The sequence below is a fragment of the Poriferisphaera corsica genome, from assembly GCF_007747445.1.
Classification (GTDB): domain Bacteria; phylum Planctomycetota; class Phycisphaerae; order Phycisphaerales; family Phycisphaeraceae; genus Poriferisphaera; species Poriferisphaera corsica.
The window spans coordinates 1,475,392-1,489,484 of sequence record NZ_CP036425.1 but is presented as its reverse complement, the minus strand read 5'-3'; the positions used below and the strand labels follow the sequence as shown (position 1 = coordinate 1,489,484).

Below are 14,093 nucleotides of genomic sequence, written 5' to 3'. Positions count from 1 at the left end.
GAAGATATGGTTGTAAAAAGAAAACAGACGCAGCGTAAGGCCGCGTCTGTTTTTTGGTTTTTATGTGAGTTGTGATCTGTATGAGTATGCTTATTTGTAGGCAACGATCATGGAGTATTGTGGGAGCGTGACGCGGTTGTTGGCCTTGCGGAGCGGTGAGGTGCCTGCGTTTTGATCGTCGACGACGATGTTCCAGTGGCCGGATGGGAGTTCGATGGTTTGAGCGGAAGGCTCGCCATTGAAGATTACGAGGATTCGGTTCCAGTCGTCACCGACACGTTTTGCATCGATTGTGTATGCGATGACGCCGTTGGGTGCTGAGAGGAAGCTGATGTTGCGTTTCACGTTTGACGCGGTGGTCATGCGGAAGGCTGGGTGAGCTTTGCGGAGAGCGATGAGGCCTTTGAAATAGTTGAATACGTCGATGTATTCGGCTTTACGGTCCCAGTCGAATTTGTTGATGTCGTCGCCGGCGTTGTATGAGTTGTGGTTGCCGAATTTTGTTCGTGCGAAGTCAGAGCCGCCGTGGAGGAAGGCCATGCCTTGTGAGGTGAGGACGATGCCGTGGGCTAACTTCTGGATAGAACGCTTGGTGTTGTCGTCCATACCTGCGTATGTGTATTCGAGCTTATCCCAGAAGGTGCGGTTATCGTGAGCGGAGATGTAGGAGACGGTTTCGGTTGGCGCTGAGGCGAAGTCGTCGATAGCGCCCATGATGCCGCGTTTGACGGATTCGATGTCGCCGCCTGAGCCGGTGGCGAAGCCTGTGGATGTGCCGTCGAGATCGCCACGGATGGCGTTACGGATGTGGTCGTTGAAGACACCGACGGTTGTGCCGCGTTGGACACCTTTACCGAAGTGTGTTGGGCCGCCGCCGGTCCAGGGTTCACCGTAGATGGTGAGGTCTGAACGGAGTTTGCGGAGTTCTTGAGCAGCGGTTTTGACGGTGATGGGGTAGTGCATGCCGAGGAGGTCGAAGCGGAAGCCGTCGACTTTGTATTCGGTGACCCAGTATTTGAGTGAGTCGATCATGTACTTACGGGCCATGAGCCGTTCGTCGGCGAATGCGTTGCCGCAGCCTGATTCGTTGGCGAGTGTGCCGTCGGCGCCGGTGCGGAAGTAGTAGTAGGGGACGGCTTGGTCGAAGGGTGAGTATTCGTAGGATGTGGAGGTGTGGTTGTAGACGACGTCGAGAATGACGCGGATGCCGTTTTCGTGGAGGGTTTGAATGGTTTTCTTGAGTTCTTTGATTGTCTCAGCGGGTTGATGTGGGGTTGATGAGTATTGAGCTTCGGGGACGTTGAAGAGTGCGGTCCAGTAGCCCCAGTTGTATTCGGTGAGTGAAGCGGAGTAGTCCTGGATTGGGAGGAGGTGGACGGCGGTGACGCCGAGCTCTTTGAGGTGTGAGATTGAGGTGGAGACTTCTTCACCAGTGGAAGGGTTGACGATGGCGAGGCCGGAGTATTTACCGCGATTTTCAGCGGGAACATTTTGGTCTTGGATTGAGAAGTCACGGACGTGAACTTCGTAGACGATCTCGTCTGTTTGCGATTTTGAGGCTGGCGGTGTGTGTTCAGCGAAACCTTCTGGGTTGGTGTTGCTGAGATTGACGACCATTGATTTGGATGAGTCATGGGCTGCGGCGAAGCAGTTGATGTCTGCGACGGTGCGTGTCTTGCCATAGGAGGTGAAGGAGTATTGGTAGAAGAGGCCGTGAAGATCGCTGGGGAGTGTGGTTTCCCAGAGGCCTGAGTCGGCTTTGGTCATGGAGATGGATTTATTGGGGGTTGCTGCGTCTTCGGAATCGAAGAGTAGAAGATCGACGGAAGAGGCAACGGGTGACCATGTGCGGAAGGTTGTTTTGCTTTCGGTGACGTAAGAGCCAAGCTTTGCGTCAGCTGGGAAGAGGTCTTTGCTGTCGAGCGCGTCACGGACGTAGACGGTGACGGGGTTCTGGCCGGGGAGTGTGAGGGAGATTGGGGTTGCGAGTTCGTCGGCTGAGATTTTGCGAGCAGTGACGAGTGTGAAGGTTTTGTGTGAGTTTCCTTGAGCGTTTGGCGCTTGGATTGCGCGGATGGGGAGGCGTGTGCCATTGACGGAGAGGTTGACATCCGAGGCTTTGAGGGCGCGTTTGTCAACGGGCTGCGAGAGGGTGACAAGGACGTTGTCGGCCTTATCGAGGAAGGCTGCATTGACTCTGAGTGAGAAGTCGATGTCAGCGGGGTTTTGATAGACGTTTGGGTCTTCGGAGACAGCCCATGCTTCGGCGATGCCGTCGGCGTTAACGGTGGTTGAACGATCACGATCCACGTCTTTACGCTCCCATTCCTTGTAACGGATAATGAAGTTGGCTTTGTTAAGCCGTACGGGGTATTTGACGGTGGCGTAGGCGCCGAAAGCGTCTCTGCCGGTAAATTTCACGGAACGGCCTTCTTGTCCGTCAGCCCAAGTCCAGATGTTCCAGCCGTCGTACTTACCGTCAGGACGGTAATAGTGTAGAACAAAAGTTGTGCCATTTGTTGGCTTGAGTGCGAGTGATCGCACCTTATTCATATCGGGTGCTGAGGCGTTGAGCTTTGGTGCTGCTGAGGTTGTGGCCGGTAAAAGTAGGGTTGTGAGGAGGAGGAGAAGGACGGAAGTCAGCTTATTCGGCTGTGTCATAGTTCACCCAGTCAAATTCAGGATCAAAGAATTGCACGGCCTCGAAGCAAACCTACTGACGGTTGGTGTGCTTTGCGCGGGAACGCGAAGGCCGATGCTGAAGTTGAGGTCGATGGTAAGTCGGCCTCACCCCGATAGCTGAGGCGAGCGGTATGCTCGCGTGTCGAAGTAGCTGTAGTACGCTTGCGAGAAGCGGTTGGTTTGCCAAATCGACACTGTTAAAACAGTTTACCAATTTGTTAAATTATCGTAAAGAAAATTTGTGTCTTGGTTCATTGAGAAATGTTGCAATACTGGGAAAGACGTTTGATCACGGACGGGACTATTGTGTGTAAACAATTGCTATAAATTCAGTTGTGATCTCGATCGTGGCAGAATGTCGTTCATTGGACATTAAATTGAGGCGGTATAAAAAGACACGCGATGATGCGTGTCTTGGGTGGTAAACAGTCGGAATCTTGGTGGGGATGCGATTAAAGCGGTGCGGCGGGAGCGCGTTTAGGCTTCTTAGGCTTGGCTTGCGGCTCTGAAGAGGCGGGGGAGCTGTTTGGGTTTGCATCTGACTGAGTTGTATCAGCGGCGTCGGGTGTGACGGCTTCCGGCTCAGGTTTCGGGGCGAGGAGGGATTCGATCTTGTTTTGAAGCTCTTTGCTCATGTTTTCAACGTAACCGGCGTGGATGTGCTCGATTTTGCCGTCGATGATGATGAAGGTTTGAGGGATGGAGTTGATGCCGTATTTGTCCATGACAGAGCCGTCGGCGTCGAGGAGGACGGGGAGGGTCATGTTGTTCTGCTCCCAGAAATCTTTGACGGTGTATGGGTCTTCGCCGGCATTGACGGCGTAGATCTGGAGTGAGAGATCGGTGCTATCGGCCCATTTCTGGAGTTTTTCCATCTCGGGGAGAGCCATGCGACAAGGCGGACACCATGTGGCCCAGAAATCGAGGATGACAACTTTGTTTTTCTCAAGCAGGTCTGCAAGTGCGTTGTCTTTGTCATCGAGGTTTTTGAGGGTGAAGTCGGAGGGTGCTGTGCCGATGAGTGGGGATTGTGGTTGCGAGGCTGAACCTGCTGAGCCGGGGGTACCGGAGGTACCGGCAGTTGGGGCGCCGCCGGGGGAGCCGAAGATGTCGGAGACGAGTGTGTCGAAGGAGCTAAATGATTTGCCACCTTGGGTATCGAAATCGAAGAGGTGATCCTCGAGCGGTTCGTTTTGTTTTTCGATGATGTATTTGTAGTGCTTGCGTTGGAAGTCTGAGGTGTTTGCGTTGCCGGTCATCATGCTCATGTCGGTTTCATCGGTGGCAGAGTCGATGAGGAAGGTTGAGGGGTCGATTTTCATGATGGTGCTTGCGGCGTAGAGGTCGATGCGGAGACGTGGATGTGTGTCGCCGGCCTCGGGGGGGAGGAATTCGGCAGCATTTTCGGTCCATTCGGTGAGTTCGGTGATGGGTTGTTCGCCGATGAGGAAGCCGAGAGCGAGGAGCATGGGGTTGGAGAGGAGGGGTTCGCCTTTGATGGTGGTGGCTTCGAGGAGTGTGGCGTAGGTGAGTGGGTCGGGGGCCTGTGTTTCGAGGTAACGGCCCATGAAGTCGTCGGAGCGAACGTAGAGCGTGCCATCTTTGATGACGACGTAGACACCGGGATGGTCGATTTTGAGGCGGCCTGTGGATCGATCAAAGGCGAAGTAGAACTCGCCTCGTTCATCACGTTTCCACCGGCCGGATTGTGATTCGAAGTGGTATTGGAGGGTGGCCTGATACTGATTGATGTTTTTGTAGGCTTCTTCGACGCGTTGCTGGAGTTGGCTGTGTGTGGCTTGAGGATTTTGTTGTTGGGATGCACCTGAGCCGGGGGCGGCGGGTTGTGCGATTACGTGCGGGTTGAATGCGATGAGGGATGTGCAAACGAGTAAGACTGTATGTGTAAATGATCTGCTGTTCATGGTTGACTCCGTGCCCATACGATACCGCGATTTGGCGGGTGATGCTCGGGTAATTTTGCGTGTTGCGTGAGGTTGCTGAATATGAGGATGCCAGGAATAGTGTCTTCAAAAGAAATGACGAAATGAAATGGTTTTTGTTGCAATTTAGGGCGACAAAAGCACAATGCGTGCATGAAACAGGTTTATTTTGAATTGGATCATGGCGGGCAATTGATACGTGGTATGCGGTATTTACCGGAGGGGGGTAGCGGGGGGAATAGCGAGGGGGATGGGCCGTTCCCGACAGTGATGTTGTGTCATGGTTTTACAGGGAATCGATATGAGGCTGGGCTGATGTTTGTGAACATGGCTCGGATGCTGGCGAGTGAGGGGATTGCGGCGGTCACGTTTGATTTTCTCAATTCTGGCGAATCAGATGGGTCGTTCGAATTTGCGACTGTGTCGGGCGAATTGGCGGATGCGGCGTGTGTATTGCGTGATTTACGGGAGCAGCCGTTTGTTGACCGTGATCGCATGGGGGTTGTGGGATTCTCGTTGGGCGGATTAGTGTCGGCATGTCTGATGGAAAAGGTGGATTTTGTGAAGAGTTTGGTGCTGATCGCCCCGACAACGGTGAAGAATATGATGCGTCGACAATTGGCGGAGGGCGAGGTCAAAGAGATTGGGCCGTTCCGCATGAATCCGGAATTCTACGATGACATTCAGATGCTGGATTCCTTAAAGGCATGTGTGATGCATCCGCGGCCTACGGCATTGATATTTGGTGAAGCGGATGAGGCGGTCCCACTGGCCAGCAATTCGGCTAAGTATTTGGAAGTCATGACTGAGGCGGGGCTTGATGTGTCGCATACAGTGATGGATGGTGCGTCGCATTGTTTTGAATCGGTTGAGCATCGTGAACAATTACACGGATTGGTGCTGGAGCATCTGAAGAAGACGCTTTAGAGCGTTTTTCGAAATCACTTAGTACGTTGACCAATAGGTCGTTATGTAAAAAAGCAGCCATGACACGGGTTGGCTGCTGAGACTTGCAGATGCGCTCGGGCTAAATAATCATGCAACTTGCTCTAGCGCCTTCACGCAACTCGCTTTCATGAAATGCCTGATAGTAAGAATGCGAGTAGCAAGCATGAATTAACATGCTTAAGCTGCTTTGTCAGGGGGGAATAACGAGCCTATGATGGCTTATCGTAATTTTGTGTTTGTGTTGTTTATTATGATGCTTTTTCCGAAACAGGAGCCTGGGATATGAGTAGCCCTGCTGATTGCCGATATCTTGAATCACACGAATGGCACAAACTTGAGGGTGATGTGGTCACCCTGGGGATCAGTCAATTCGCGGTGGAAGAATTGACGGACATTACGTATGTGGAAGCACTGGTCCAGGAAGGCGCGGTGTCGAAGGGAGACAGCGTTGCTGAGGTGGAATCTGTGAAAGCAACAAGCGAAATCTATACCGGCATTGACGGTGAAGTGATTGCTGTCAATCAGGAAGTGATTGATAATCCGTCACTGATTAACGAAGATCCGTTCGGCAAGGGCTGGCTGCTGAAGATCAAGGTTTCAGATGCTGGACAGCTTGACGGGCTGCTTTCGGCTGCGGATTACGACGCTCAGGCGGGCTAATTAACTGGCCTCACCTGGGGGTAAGCAGCTTGAGATGGGGGATTATGCGTGGATATGCTGCAGACAGGGGGAATCAGGACGTATTGAGTTTTCACATGGGCGGTATCTGTACTGGCTGCATTGTCTGCTGCGCGTTACCATAACAACCTGTCTGTTAGCTCATTTACAGGCCCCCGAATGCGGGGAAGAGATCATCACAGGTTTTCGGAATCGTTTTTCATGATTGTCGACATCAACACACGGATTTGGGAGTCTACGGAACAACTTGGCCCGGCGGTGGCACAGCAGATGCTGCGTCGTCAGGTGACCCCGTGGGACAGGCCGGCGGCATCGACGGATGCGCATGATGCGGCGATGGCGAAAATCGAGACGGCTGTCATCTTGGGTTTTGAGTCGGCATACCTGAAGGCTTCGATCGCACATGAGTGCGTTGCGAAGTACGTGAAACGCAATCCATCGAAGTATTTAGGGTTTATGGGGATTGATCCGACGGCGGGGAATGCGGTGGCATCGCTGGAACGTGGATTGGCCTTGGGATTGGCTGGCGTGACGGTGAGTCCGTCGGCTGGTGGGTTCCATCCATCGAATACGGATGCGATGGAATTGTATGAGGCGTGTGAAGCGCGGAACGTGCCGGTGTTCATCGAGTTTGATGCGATGTTTGCACGTGATGTGAAGATGGAGTTTGGGCAGCCATACTTACTTGATGAGGTTGCACGGACGTTCCCGAACTTGAAGATTGTGATCAACTCGCTTGGACATCCATGGATTGAACAGGCAATTGCACTGATTGGTAAACATCCGACGGTGTATACAGATCTGACAGATCTGATTAGAAGGCCATGGCAGTTGTATAACGCGCTGCTGTTGGCACACCAGCAGGGTGTCACGTCACAGATTATTTTTGGGTCGGGGTTCCCGTATTGCACGCCTGAAAAAGCGATCATGACGATTTACTCGGTGAATACGCTGGTCCAGGGGATGCAGTTACCATCGGTGCCGCGAGAGGTCTTGCGATCGATTATTGAGCGTGACACGCTTGGATTGCTGGGGCTGCAAAAGCCTGCGAGTGCGAACGATGGGGATGCGTCAAAACAGAAATTGGTTGAGGTCATGGAAGTGGTTGTGCCATCGCCAGACGAACAGAATGCGGAGGCAGCGGACGCAGCCGCGGCAAGTGAGGCGCAGACGCTGAAGCTTGCGGACGATGAGCCGATTGTCGAACAGATGCCCGTCATTGAATCTGAGTCGGACACGGAAGAAGCCGAATCAGAGGAGAAATAAAACGTGAAGATCAATCCTGTTTTTGCTCTGATAATTAGTGCGTGCGCGGTCATGATGCTCATGGCTGGTGGTTGCATCACAAAGATACCGTCATTGCCTGTTTTAAGTGGCGAATCAGGTAAGATCACGCTGACGAATGAGATCAGCGGCGAGCGGGTTCTGCTGACTGAGTTCGAACGCAGCGCGTATATGATTGATGACAAAGAGAATTTGACGATTTTGATGGTGAAGGGGACGTTTAGAAATCCGACAGAAGCGCTTACGATTCGGATGTTCTGGAAGCCAATCCCGTCACAGACACCGATCGACGAGACGGCAACAAACGCGACACTGCATTATGTGACGTTTGGCCAGAATGAGCTTGGACAACGAACGGTGGGCGTGTATTCGGGCGCGGGGTTCTTGTACATCTACAATGATGTGGGCGGTCGCAAGCTGTCGGCAGGGATCTGGCAGGCGAATATTCGGCTATCTGATTCAACTGAAGGATTCAGCAATCGCTTAAACGAGACGGTCATGACCGGGAAGTTAGTGGCGATTCGGAATGATGATGATTTTTCCAGAGCGTTGTATTCGGTCAATCTTGCGGTCAACAATGCGTTGGGATATCCAAGGTTTATCATGAATGAGTGGAAACCTAACTTGCAGTTAGCAGCTGCAGGGCCGATTGTATTTTTGGGTGAGTAAATTAAGGTCCGTTATCTGATCCGGGCCTATTGGTGGTGAGCTAAAAGCGGTATAATCCAGACGATATGAGTTTGAAATCACACAACTCACAACGAGCGTTGGTGCTTGTTGCGGTGGCATTGCTGGTTAGTAGCATGCTGCCACCATCAATTGCGGGGAAGGTTACGTACGTCCCGCAGACCATGTTATCGATGGCCCTCACGCCAATCACCGCGATCTTTCACGGGCTATCGTTGTCGGTACGGCCTCAAAAGAAATTGGATGTGCCGAATATCAGCAGCTTTGATCAGCTGCAAGCGGAATACTCTGAAGCAACGTTTTACATCCGCAGACTTGAGATCGAAAACCAGCAATTACGGATGGAAAACCAACTCTTACGAAACGCACCGAGCAGCAATCAGGGAGCTGAAGGTATTACGCTGGTCAAAGCGAGGACGACATCCACATCAAACGATAAGATCAATCCGTCGATCACGATTTCCAAAGGTCAAAACCAAGGCTTGTCTGCTGGGAATGTGGCTATATATGCGGGGAACCTGATTGGTGTGATCCATCAGATTTCGCCGTTGACCGCAGAGGTGCGATTGATTAACAGTCAGTCGGTGCAATTGCCGGTGATTGTCAGCTCGCACAATGAAAGCGACGCTGCTAGGCTGAGCAAAGAGTATCTGCTCGAACGTAATCCTGATGATAATTACCAAACGTTTTATGCGTCGATTGAAGTCGAGGCACCGGTTCAGATTGGTGACTGGGCTCACCTATCGGATCAACGAAACATATATTGGCCGAGTGAAGCTAAGGGTGCGATCGTCGGTCAGGTCATCGAGATTATCCCGGATCCAAACAAACCGTTCTTATTGAATCGCATGATTATTCAACCGCGTATCGAACTTTCACGACTGCGGGAGGTTGATATCGTCATTCCTCAACAAGGATACTAATCAAAGAATAGCTATGAACTGGGTCGTATTCGCCATCTTCGCATATATTTTCTTAGCACTTCAAAAAGGGTTTGGTTCGCTGATCTCTTTGCCTGAAGCGTTTGGTGGTATGGCACCGTCGTTATTGCTGATTTTTGGTGTTTATATTTGCCTGTCAGCTCGAGCCTATCTTGCGCTTTGGGCGATGCTTGCCTTGGGCATTCTGACGGACCTGATCACAACGACAAATCCTAGCGCAACGATTATTGGGCCGGCCTCACTTGGCTATCTGTTGGCAGGCTTTACGATTATTCAGATGCGTGGTCTTGTCTTTAAAGAATCGGTTTTTACACTTGCGATCCTCACCTTCAGCGCGGGCGTATTCGCAGGACTCACAACCATCTGCTTTTTCAAGATGCGATCATTCTCATGGCTAACGAACGATCCGATCGAAGGCTGGGATTCTGCAACACAAATGTACCGCTACTTCATGATGGTGCTTTATACGACGGTTCTATCATTTCCAATCGGGGCCCTGCTCTATCGACTTAGCCCACTCTTCCGCTTCCACGAGAAAAAATCTTATTAAATCCCCTTATCTTGTCATTTATTGCCCACGACATTGAATCGCTTTCTATACGCCAGGAGGTTCTGGCGTAAAGATCCATATGATCATCCAAACAATAACAATTGCGATAATCAGCAGCATTAGCCAAGCGAAAAGTTTGCCGACCCACCCAACAGGAGGCGACCATTCCTGCATTCCCTCTTCTAAATCATTTTGATCTTGATTCATGGCTATATTTTAGGTCTTTCATTCGAGTGCGCATAGAAAAAGCCAACCAGAAAGCTGATTGGCTTTGTTTTTCAAAAAAATTGATTATCTGTCATTGTAACCATCGGGATTGGCTCGAAACCATCGCCAAGCGGTCTCGATAATCTTTTCGACGTCACGATACTTTGCTTCCCAACCCAACTCTTCTTTAATTTTGGATGGGTTTGCATAAAGCATGGGCGGGTCGCCAGCACGACGATCGCCATCGTTTACTTGGAAATCTATCTGGGTTGCTTTCTTTGCGGCATCCACGATTTGCTTCACACTCAACCCGTTGCCGATGCCGAGATTGTAGATTCGTGCATCGCCCGGCTGCAATGCTCCCATGACAACCGCGTGGGCATCAACTAAATCTTCAACATGAATGTAATCACGGATACAGGTGCCGTCTGGTGTTGGGTAGTCTTTGCCAAAGATCGTGATTGCGTCGCGTTGACCTAGAGCGGCTTGCAAGATTACCGGGATGATGTGTGTTTCTGGATGGTGATCTTCACCAATCTTGCCGTCGGCGGCACTGCCTGCGACATTGAAGTACCTAAGCGCGGAATAGGCAAAGTCTTTATTCGCGGCAGCGTAGTCTTTTAGCATTCTTTCAACAAACAACTTAGACCAACCATATGGATTGATTGGGTTTTGCTTGCATGTTTCAGCGATTGGAACTTCTTCCGGCTCGCCGTAAGTTGCACATGTTGAGCTAAAAACAAGTTTTTTAACACCCGCTTCATTCATCGCTTGGAGCAGGCAAGTCGAGCCATAGGTGTTGTTATCGTAATATTTGAGTGGATCTCCGACCGATTCGCCGACCTGCGAGAAAGCAGCGAAGTGCATGACACATTCGATCTCATGATCTTTCAAGATTTCATACATTTCTGCAACATTGCGGATGTCTGTTTGGTAAAACGGGATATGTTCCGCGACCGCAGCGCGATGCCCTAAAGAAAGGTTATCCACTGCAATAACGTCATGTCCGCTTTCGTCCAAATGCTTAACCGCGTGTGAACCGATATAGCCTGCACCACCAGTTACCAATACTTTCATACACTAAACCCTATCCTGAAAATTTAAGCGAACCGCCGCGACGCGTTACCCGCTAATAAGTTTGATTGCGGCAAAGCCAGCGATCAATAAAACGGTAAATACGATACACAACCAATTAAAATACTTGTCGATAAACGGGATGGCTTTTGGCCCGATCCACCAGAACATGAATGCAACGCCATAGAATCGGGCTGCGCGTCCGACGAGGCAAGCGGCAGCAAAGACGAGCAAGTTCATCTTCGCAAAACCTGCAGTGATTGTGAGCAATTTAAATGGGATTGGCGTTAACGCAGCTACAAAAACCCAAAGCTGCCCACGTAATGCAAATTCTTGATCGAGCCAGTCTATTTTTGCCTGATCAATGCCGGGAATCATTAAAGCAAGGTCCAGAAAACCCCAACCGATCAGATACCCGAGAAATGCGCCCAGTACAGAAGCCGCTGTCGTGACTGTCGCAAACCACCAACTTTTCTTTCGATCTCCCAAGCATAATGGGCCGAGTAAAACATCTGGTGGTATCGGAAAAAAGCTGGATTCAGCAAAACTCAGGCCAAACAAGGACCAACTTGAATGCCGGCTATGAGCAAACCCCAAGACCCAGTCATACATTCGCCTATGTATCGCCCAACGCGATACGGGGCCCACCCCAGCTTCAGCGGCGTGCAACTCATCTTCAGAAGGTGGCTGCTTTGATGTTGAATCCATAGCTATCCATTATCGAGTTATTGCGTTTCTTTGCACTGAACAAAAACCAGTCGGCATATTTTCTGCTAAATAGACAAATAGTTCCAGTCACCATAGAAATCACCAGTTGCCTTTTGCGCCTAAATCGTTATTTTTTATAGTACCGGATTGTGGCTAAATGAAAAATTAACCATATCTTTTTATTCATTTCACAGGAATGGTATATGTCAGAAATACAACGGCCGAAGGAATCATGGGGTACGCGTGTTGGCGTGATCCTCGCGGTTACCGGTTCAGCCGTCGGCCTCGGTAACTTTCTCCGATTCCCCGGTTTGCTCGCCGAATATGGCGGCACGTTCATGATCCCCTACATTATTGCTTTTCTTATCTTGGGATTGCCTATCGCTTTCTCCGAATGGGCGCTCGGTCGATACGGTGGCAGATACGGATACAACTCCACTCCCGGCGTTTTTAGAGCTGTTGGCAGACGCTCGCACTTAGCTTCATACGTTGCCACGCTTGGCCCCGTCATTCCGATACTCATTTACACCTTTTATGTCTTTATCGAAGCATGGTGCCTCGGCTACGCCTACAAATACGCTACCGGCACGATGCCCGAACCCGAAAACATCAAAGATTTCTTTGCCGCATTCACAGGCGCATCACAGAACGGCATCCTCTTCGAAAACCCACTTAGCAACGCACTCATCTTCCTCGGCATCTGCTTCATACTCAACTTCTTTCTCATCTATCGCGGACTTTCCAAGGGTATCGAGCTTTTCTGTAAAATTGCGATGCCGACGCTTATCCTTTGCGCGATCATCATACTCATCCGAGTCCTTACCCTAGGCAGCAATCCAGAATTCCCCGATCGATCGCTTCTCGATGGTTTAGGTTACATGTGGAATCCCAAATGGGATCTACTGATGTCTGGTGACATATGGCTTGATGCTGCGGGTCAAATCTTCTTCTCACTCTCTGTTGGATTTGGCATCATCATCACTTACGCCTCTTACCTGAAACCAAATGACGATATATCGTTATCAGCTATTACCGCTGCGGCGGGTAACGGTTTCACAGAAGTCGTTCTGGGTGGCATGATCGTCGTCCCTGCCGCAATCTACTTCCTTGGCCCCGAAACGATGTCTGACCCTGCTGTTAACGGCTCATCGTTTAACCTTGGTTTTGTCGCTTTACCAGCCGTATTTGATGCGATGCCCTTTGGCAACTTCTTCGGTTTCCTCTTCTTTTTCCTACTATTTCTTGCAGCAGCCACCTCATCCATCTCCATGCTCCAACCCGCCATTGCTTTCCTCGAAGAAGCTCTTGGGCTCGGACGTCGCGCCTCCTGTGCGATCCTCGGCTTTATCACGATTTCAGGCACATTCATTGTTGTTTATTTCACACAAGATTTCGCGGCCCTGGCAACTCTTGATACATGGATTGCAACCGTTGGTATCTACATTCTCGCAACAATCCAAGTCCTCATGTTTGGCTTCATCATGGGTATACGTAAAGGTCAGGAAGAAATTGATCGTGGCGCCGAGATCCGTGTGCCTCGAATCATCCCATATGTCGTGACAATCATCTGTCCGGTCTACCTGATTGGCGTATTCACATACTGGGTCATTACGAATTTGATCCTCGACAAAACCATCACCGATCAGATTCAGAATAGTCTTCCTGTCCAAATTACTCTTGGCATGATCATTCTTACGATTGTATTTATTATCCTCGTTATATCTGAAGCCGTTCGCCGATGGGATCGCAGAGATAAATCAATGAAAGGAGCTGAACTATGAGTACACTCATCACATTGATCGCACAAGCATCTGATCTCACAGCTCAATCTAATACACACAGTATCACGCCACTTGGCATCATCATTATGATCCTCGCAATTGGCGGCATGACGACACTTTTGAGCTGGTGCATTTACAAGGTTGTCTCTGTTCCAGAAGCGCCTGAACATCTACATACACAATCCGACATCACACCACCCGATGAACTCGAAGAACGCCAATAGCACCTCGTCATTTTTGGATAACTTGACAAACAAGGCGATCATCCTGATCGCCTTGTTTTTTGCCTGCACACTTCTAACTGATCAGCATTGTTGGTAAAAATCTTTTCCACACTGTTCGATTTTTAACTTTATCGATGGGAATATTTAGCGCGTGCGACACCCCAGCGCAACTTTTAGTCACATCAATCTCACTTAGATACAAATATATGCCACTACTGTTTCAAATGGTTTTAAAGTCTTCATGCATAGTTATACTATTAAGTGCAAGGCGATCTCCATATTTGTTCATGATCTATTAAACCACTCCTCGCCTTGACATGTATCCGCCAATATTTGTGCTAACAAGACTCAGTCCGGGCAATTCGATCAGACTATATTCGAGCGAC

12 protein-coding genes and 1 pseudogene are annotated in these 14,093 nt (G+C 50.2%); 8 read left to right on the top strand and 5 right to left on the bottom strand.

Annotation, left to right across the window (positions count from 1 at the left end; genetic code table 11):
- Window positions 1-90: 90 nt before the first annotated feature.
- Window positions 91-2,661: a type I pullulanase gene (gene pulA / locus KS4_RS06010; RefSeq protein WP_145076015.1), complete on the bottom strand. Its 2,571-nt coding sequence runs from the start codon at window positions 2,659-2,661 to the stop codon at window positions 91-93.
- Window positions 2,662-3,134: 473 nt separating this feature from the next.
- Complete coding sequence (locus KS4_RS18110; protein ID WP_390620473.1) at window positions 3,135-3,701, bottom strand: TlpA family protein disulfide reductase; 567 nt, start codon at window positions 3,699-3,701, stop codon at window positions 3,135-3,137.
- Between the two features lie 1,071 nt (window positions 3,702-4,772).
- Here KS4_RS18110 and KS4_RS06000 point away from each other — a divergent pair.
- From KS4_RS06000 to mreD, 6 genes and pseudogenes are all read left to right on the top strand, one after another.
- Window positions 4,773-5,552 (top strand): annotated as a pseudogene (locus KS4_RS06000) (alpha/beta hydrolase family protein); the annotation flags it as partial.
- Window positions 5,553-5,855: 303 nt separating this feature from the next.
- The gene (gcvH, locus tag KS4_RS05995; RefSeq protein WP_145076007.1) at window positions 5,856-6,233 is read left to right on the top strand and encodes a glycine cleavage system protein GcvH; all 378 of its coding nucleotides are present in this window, start codon (window positions 5,856-5,858) and stop codon (window positions 6,231-6,233) included.
- 219 nt (window positions 6,234-6,452) lie between these two features.
- Window positions 6,453-7,517 carry an amidohydrolase family protein gene (locus KS4_RS05990; RefSeq protein WP_200761623.1) on the top strand — a complete coding sequence of 355 codons (1,065 nt, stop codon included), beginning with the start codon at window positions 6,453-6,455 and terminating at the stop codon, window positions 7,515-7,517.
- Between the two features lie 3 nt (window positions 7,518-7,520).
- Complete coding sequence (locus KS4_RS05985; RefSeq protein ID WP_145076003.1) at window positions 7,521-8,204, top strand: hypothetical protein; 684 nt, start codon at window positions 7,521-7,523, stop codon at window positions 8,202-8,204.
- A gap of 65 nt (window positions 8,205-8,269) precedes the next feature.
- A complete protein-coding gene (gene mreC / locus KS4_RS05980) occupies window positions 8,270-9,145 on the top strand; it encodes a rod shape-determining protein MreC (RefSeq protein ID WP_145076000.1) in 876 nt (291 codons plus the stop codon).
- Window positions 9,146-9,158: 13 nt separating this feature from the next.
- Window positions 9,159-9,713 carry a rod shape-determining protein MreD gene (mreD, locus tag KS4_RS05975; RefSeq protein ID WP_145075997.1) on the top strand — a complete coding sequence of 185 codons (555 nt, stop codon included), beginning with the start codon at window positions 9,159-9,161 and terminating at the stop codon, window positions 9,711-9,713.
- Between the two features lie 45 nt (window positions 9,714-9,758).
- Here mreD and KS4_RS17515 read toward each other — a convergent pair whose 3' ends face one another.
- From KS4_RS17515 to KS4_RS05965, 3 genes are all read right to left on the bottom strand, one after another.
- The gene (locus tag KS4_RS17515; protein ID WP_200761622.1) at window positions 9,759-9,920 is read right to left on the bottom strand and encodes a hypothetical protein; all 162 of its coding nucleotides are present in this window, start codon (window positions 9,918-9,920) and stop codon (window positions 9,759-9,761) included.
- 84 nt (window positions 9,921-10,004) lie between these two features.
- Window positions 10,005-10,997: a UDP-glucose 4-epimerase GalE gene (galE, locus tag KS4_RS05970; RefSeq protein WP_145075994.1), complete on the bottom strand. Its 993-nt coding sequence runs from the start codon at window positions 10,995-10,997 to the stop codon at window positions 10,005-10,007.
- 45 nt (window positions 10,998-11,042) lie between these two features.
- The gene (locus tag KS4_RS05965; protein ID WP_145075991.1) at window positions 11,043-11,702 is read right to left on the bottom strand and encodes a YqaA family protein; all 660 of its coding nucleotides are present in this window, start codon (window positions 11,700-11,702) and stop codon (window positions 11,043-11,045) included.
- Between the two features lie 203 nt (window positions 11,703-11,905).
- Between KS4_RS05965 and KS4_RS05960 the strand changes: the two genes are divergently transcribed.
- Window positions 11,906-13,483 carry a sodium-dependent transporter gene (locus tag KS4_RS05960; RefSeq protein ID WP_145075988.1) on the top strand — a complete coding sequence of 526 codons (1,578 nt, stop codon included), beginning with the start codon at window positions 11,906-11,908 and terminating at the stop codon, window positions 13,481-13,483.
- Window positions 13,480-13,707, top strand: coding sequence for a hypothetical protein (locus KS4_RS05955; RefSeq protein WP_145075985.1), 228 nt, complete (start codon window positions 13,480-13,482; stop codon window positions 13,705-13,707). The genes KS4_RS05960 and KS4_RS05955 overlap by 4 nt, the downstream gene beginning before the upstream one ends.
- The last annotated feature ends 386 nt before the right edge of the window (window positions 13,708-14,093 follow it).

Coding starts and splice junctions, on each gene's coding strand:
- pulA (WP_145076015.1), bottom strand. CDS start 2,661: ATGACACAGCCGAATAAGCTGACTTCCGTCCTTCTCCTCCTCCTCACA.
- gcvH (WP_145076007.1), top strand. CDS start 5,856: ATGAGTAGCCCTGCTGATTGCCGATATCTTGAATCACACGAATGGCAC.
- KS4_RS05990 (WP_200761623.1), top strand. CDS start 6,453: ATGATTGTCGACATCAACACACGGATTTGGGAGTCTACGGAACAACTT.
- mreC (WP_145076000.1), top strand. CDS start 8,270: ATGAGTTTGAAATCACACAACTCACAACGAGCGTTGGTGCTTGTTGCG.
- mreD (WP_145075997.1), top strand. CDS start 9,159: ATGAACTGGGTCGTATTCGCCATCTTCGCATATATTTTCTTAGCACTT.
- KS4_RS17515 (WP_200761622.1), bottom strand. CDS start 9,920: ATGAATCAAGATCAAAATGATTTAGAAGAGGGAATGCAGGAATGGTCG.
- galE (WP_145075994.1), bottom strand. CDS start 10,997: ATGAAAGTATTGGTAACTGGTGGTGCAGGCTATATCGGTTCACACGCG.
- KS4_RS05965 (WP_145075991.1), bottom strand. CDS start 11,702: ATGGATTCAACATCAAAGCAGCCACCTTCTGAAGATGAGTTGCACGCC.
- KS4_RS05960 (WP_145075988.1), top strand. CDS start 11,906: ATGTCAGAAATACAACGGCCGAAGGAATCATGGGGTACGCGTGTTGGC.
- KS4_RS05955 (WP_145075985.1), top strand. CDS start 13,480: ATGAGTACACTCATCACATTGATCGCACAAGCATCTGATCTCACAGCT.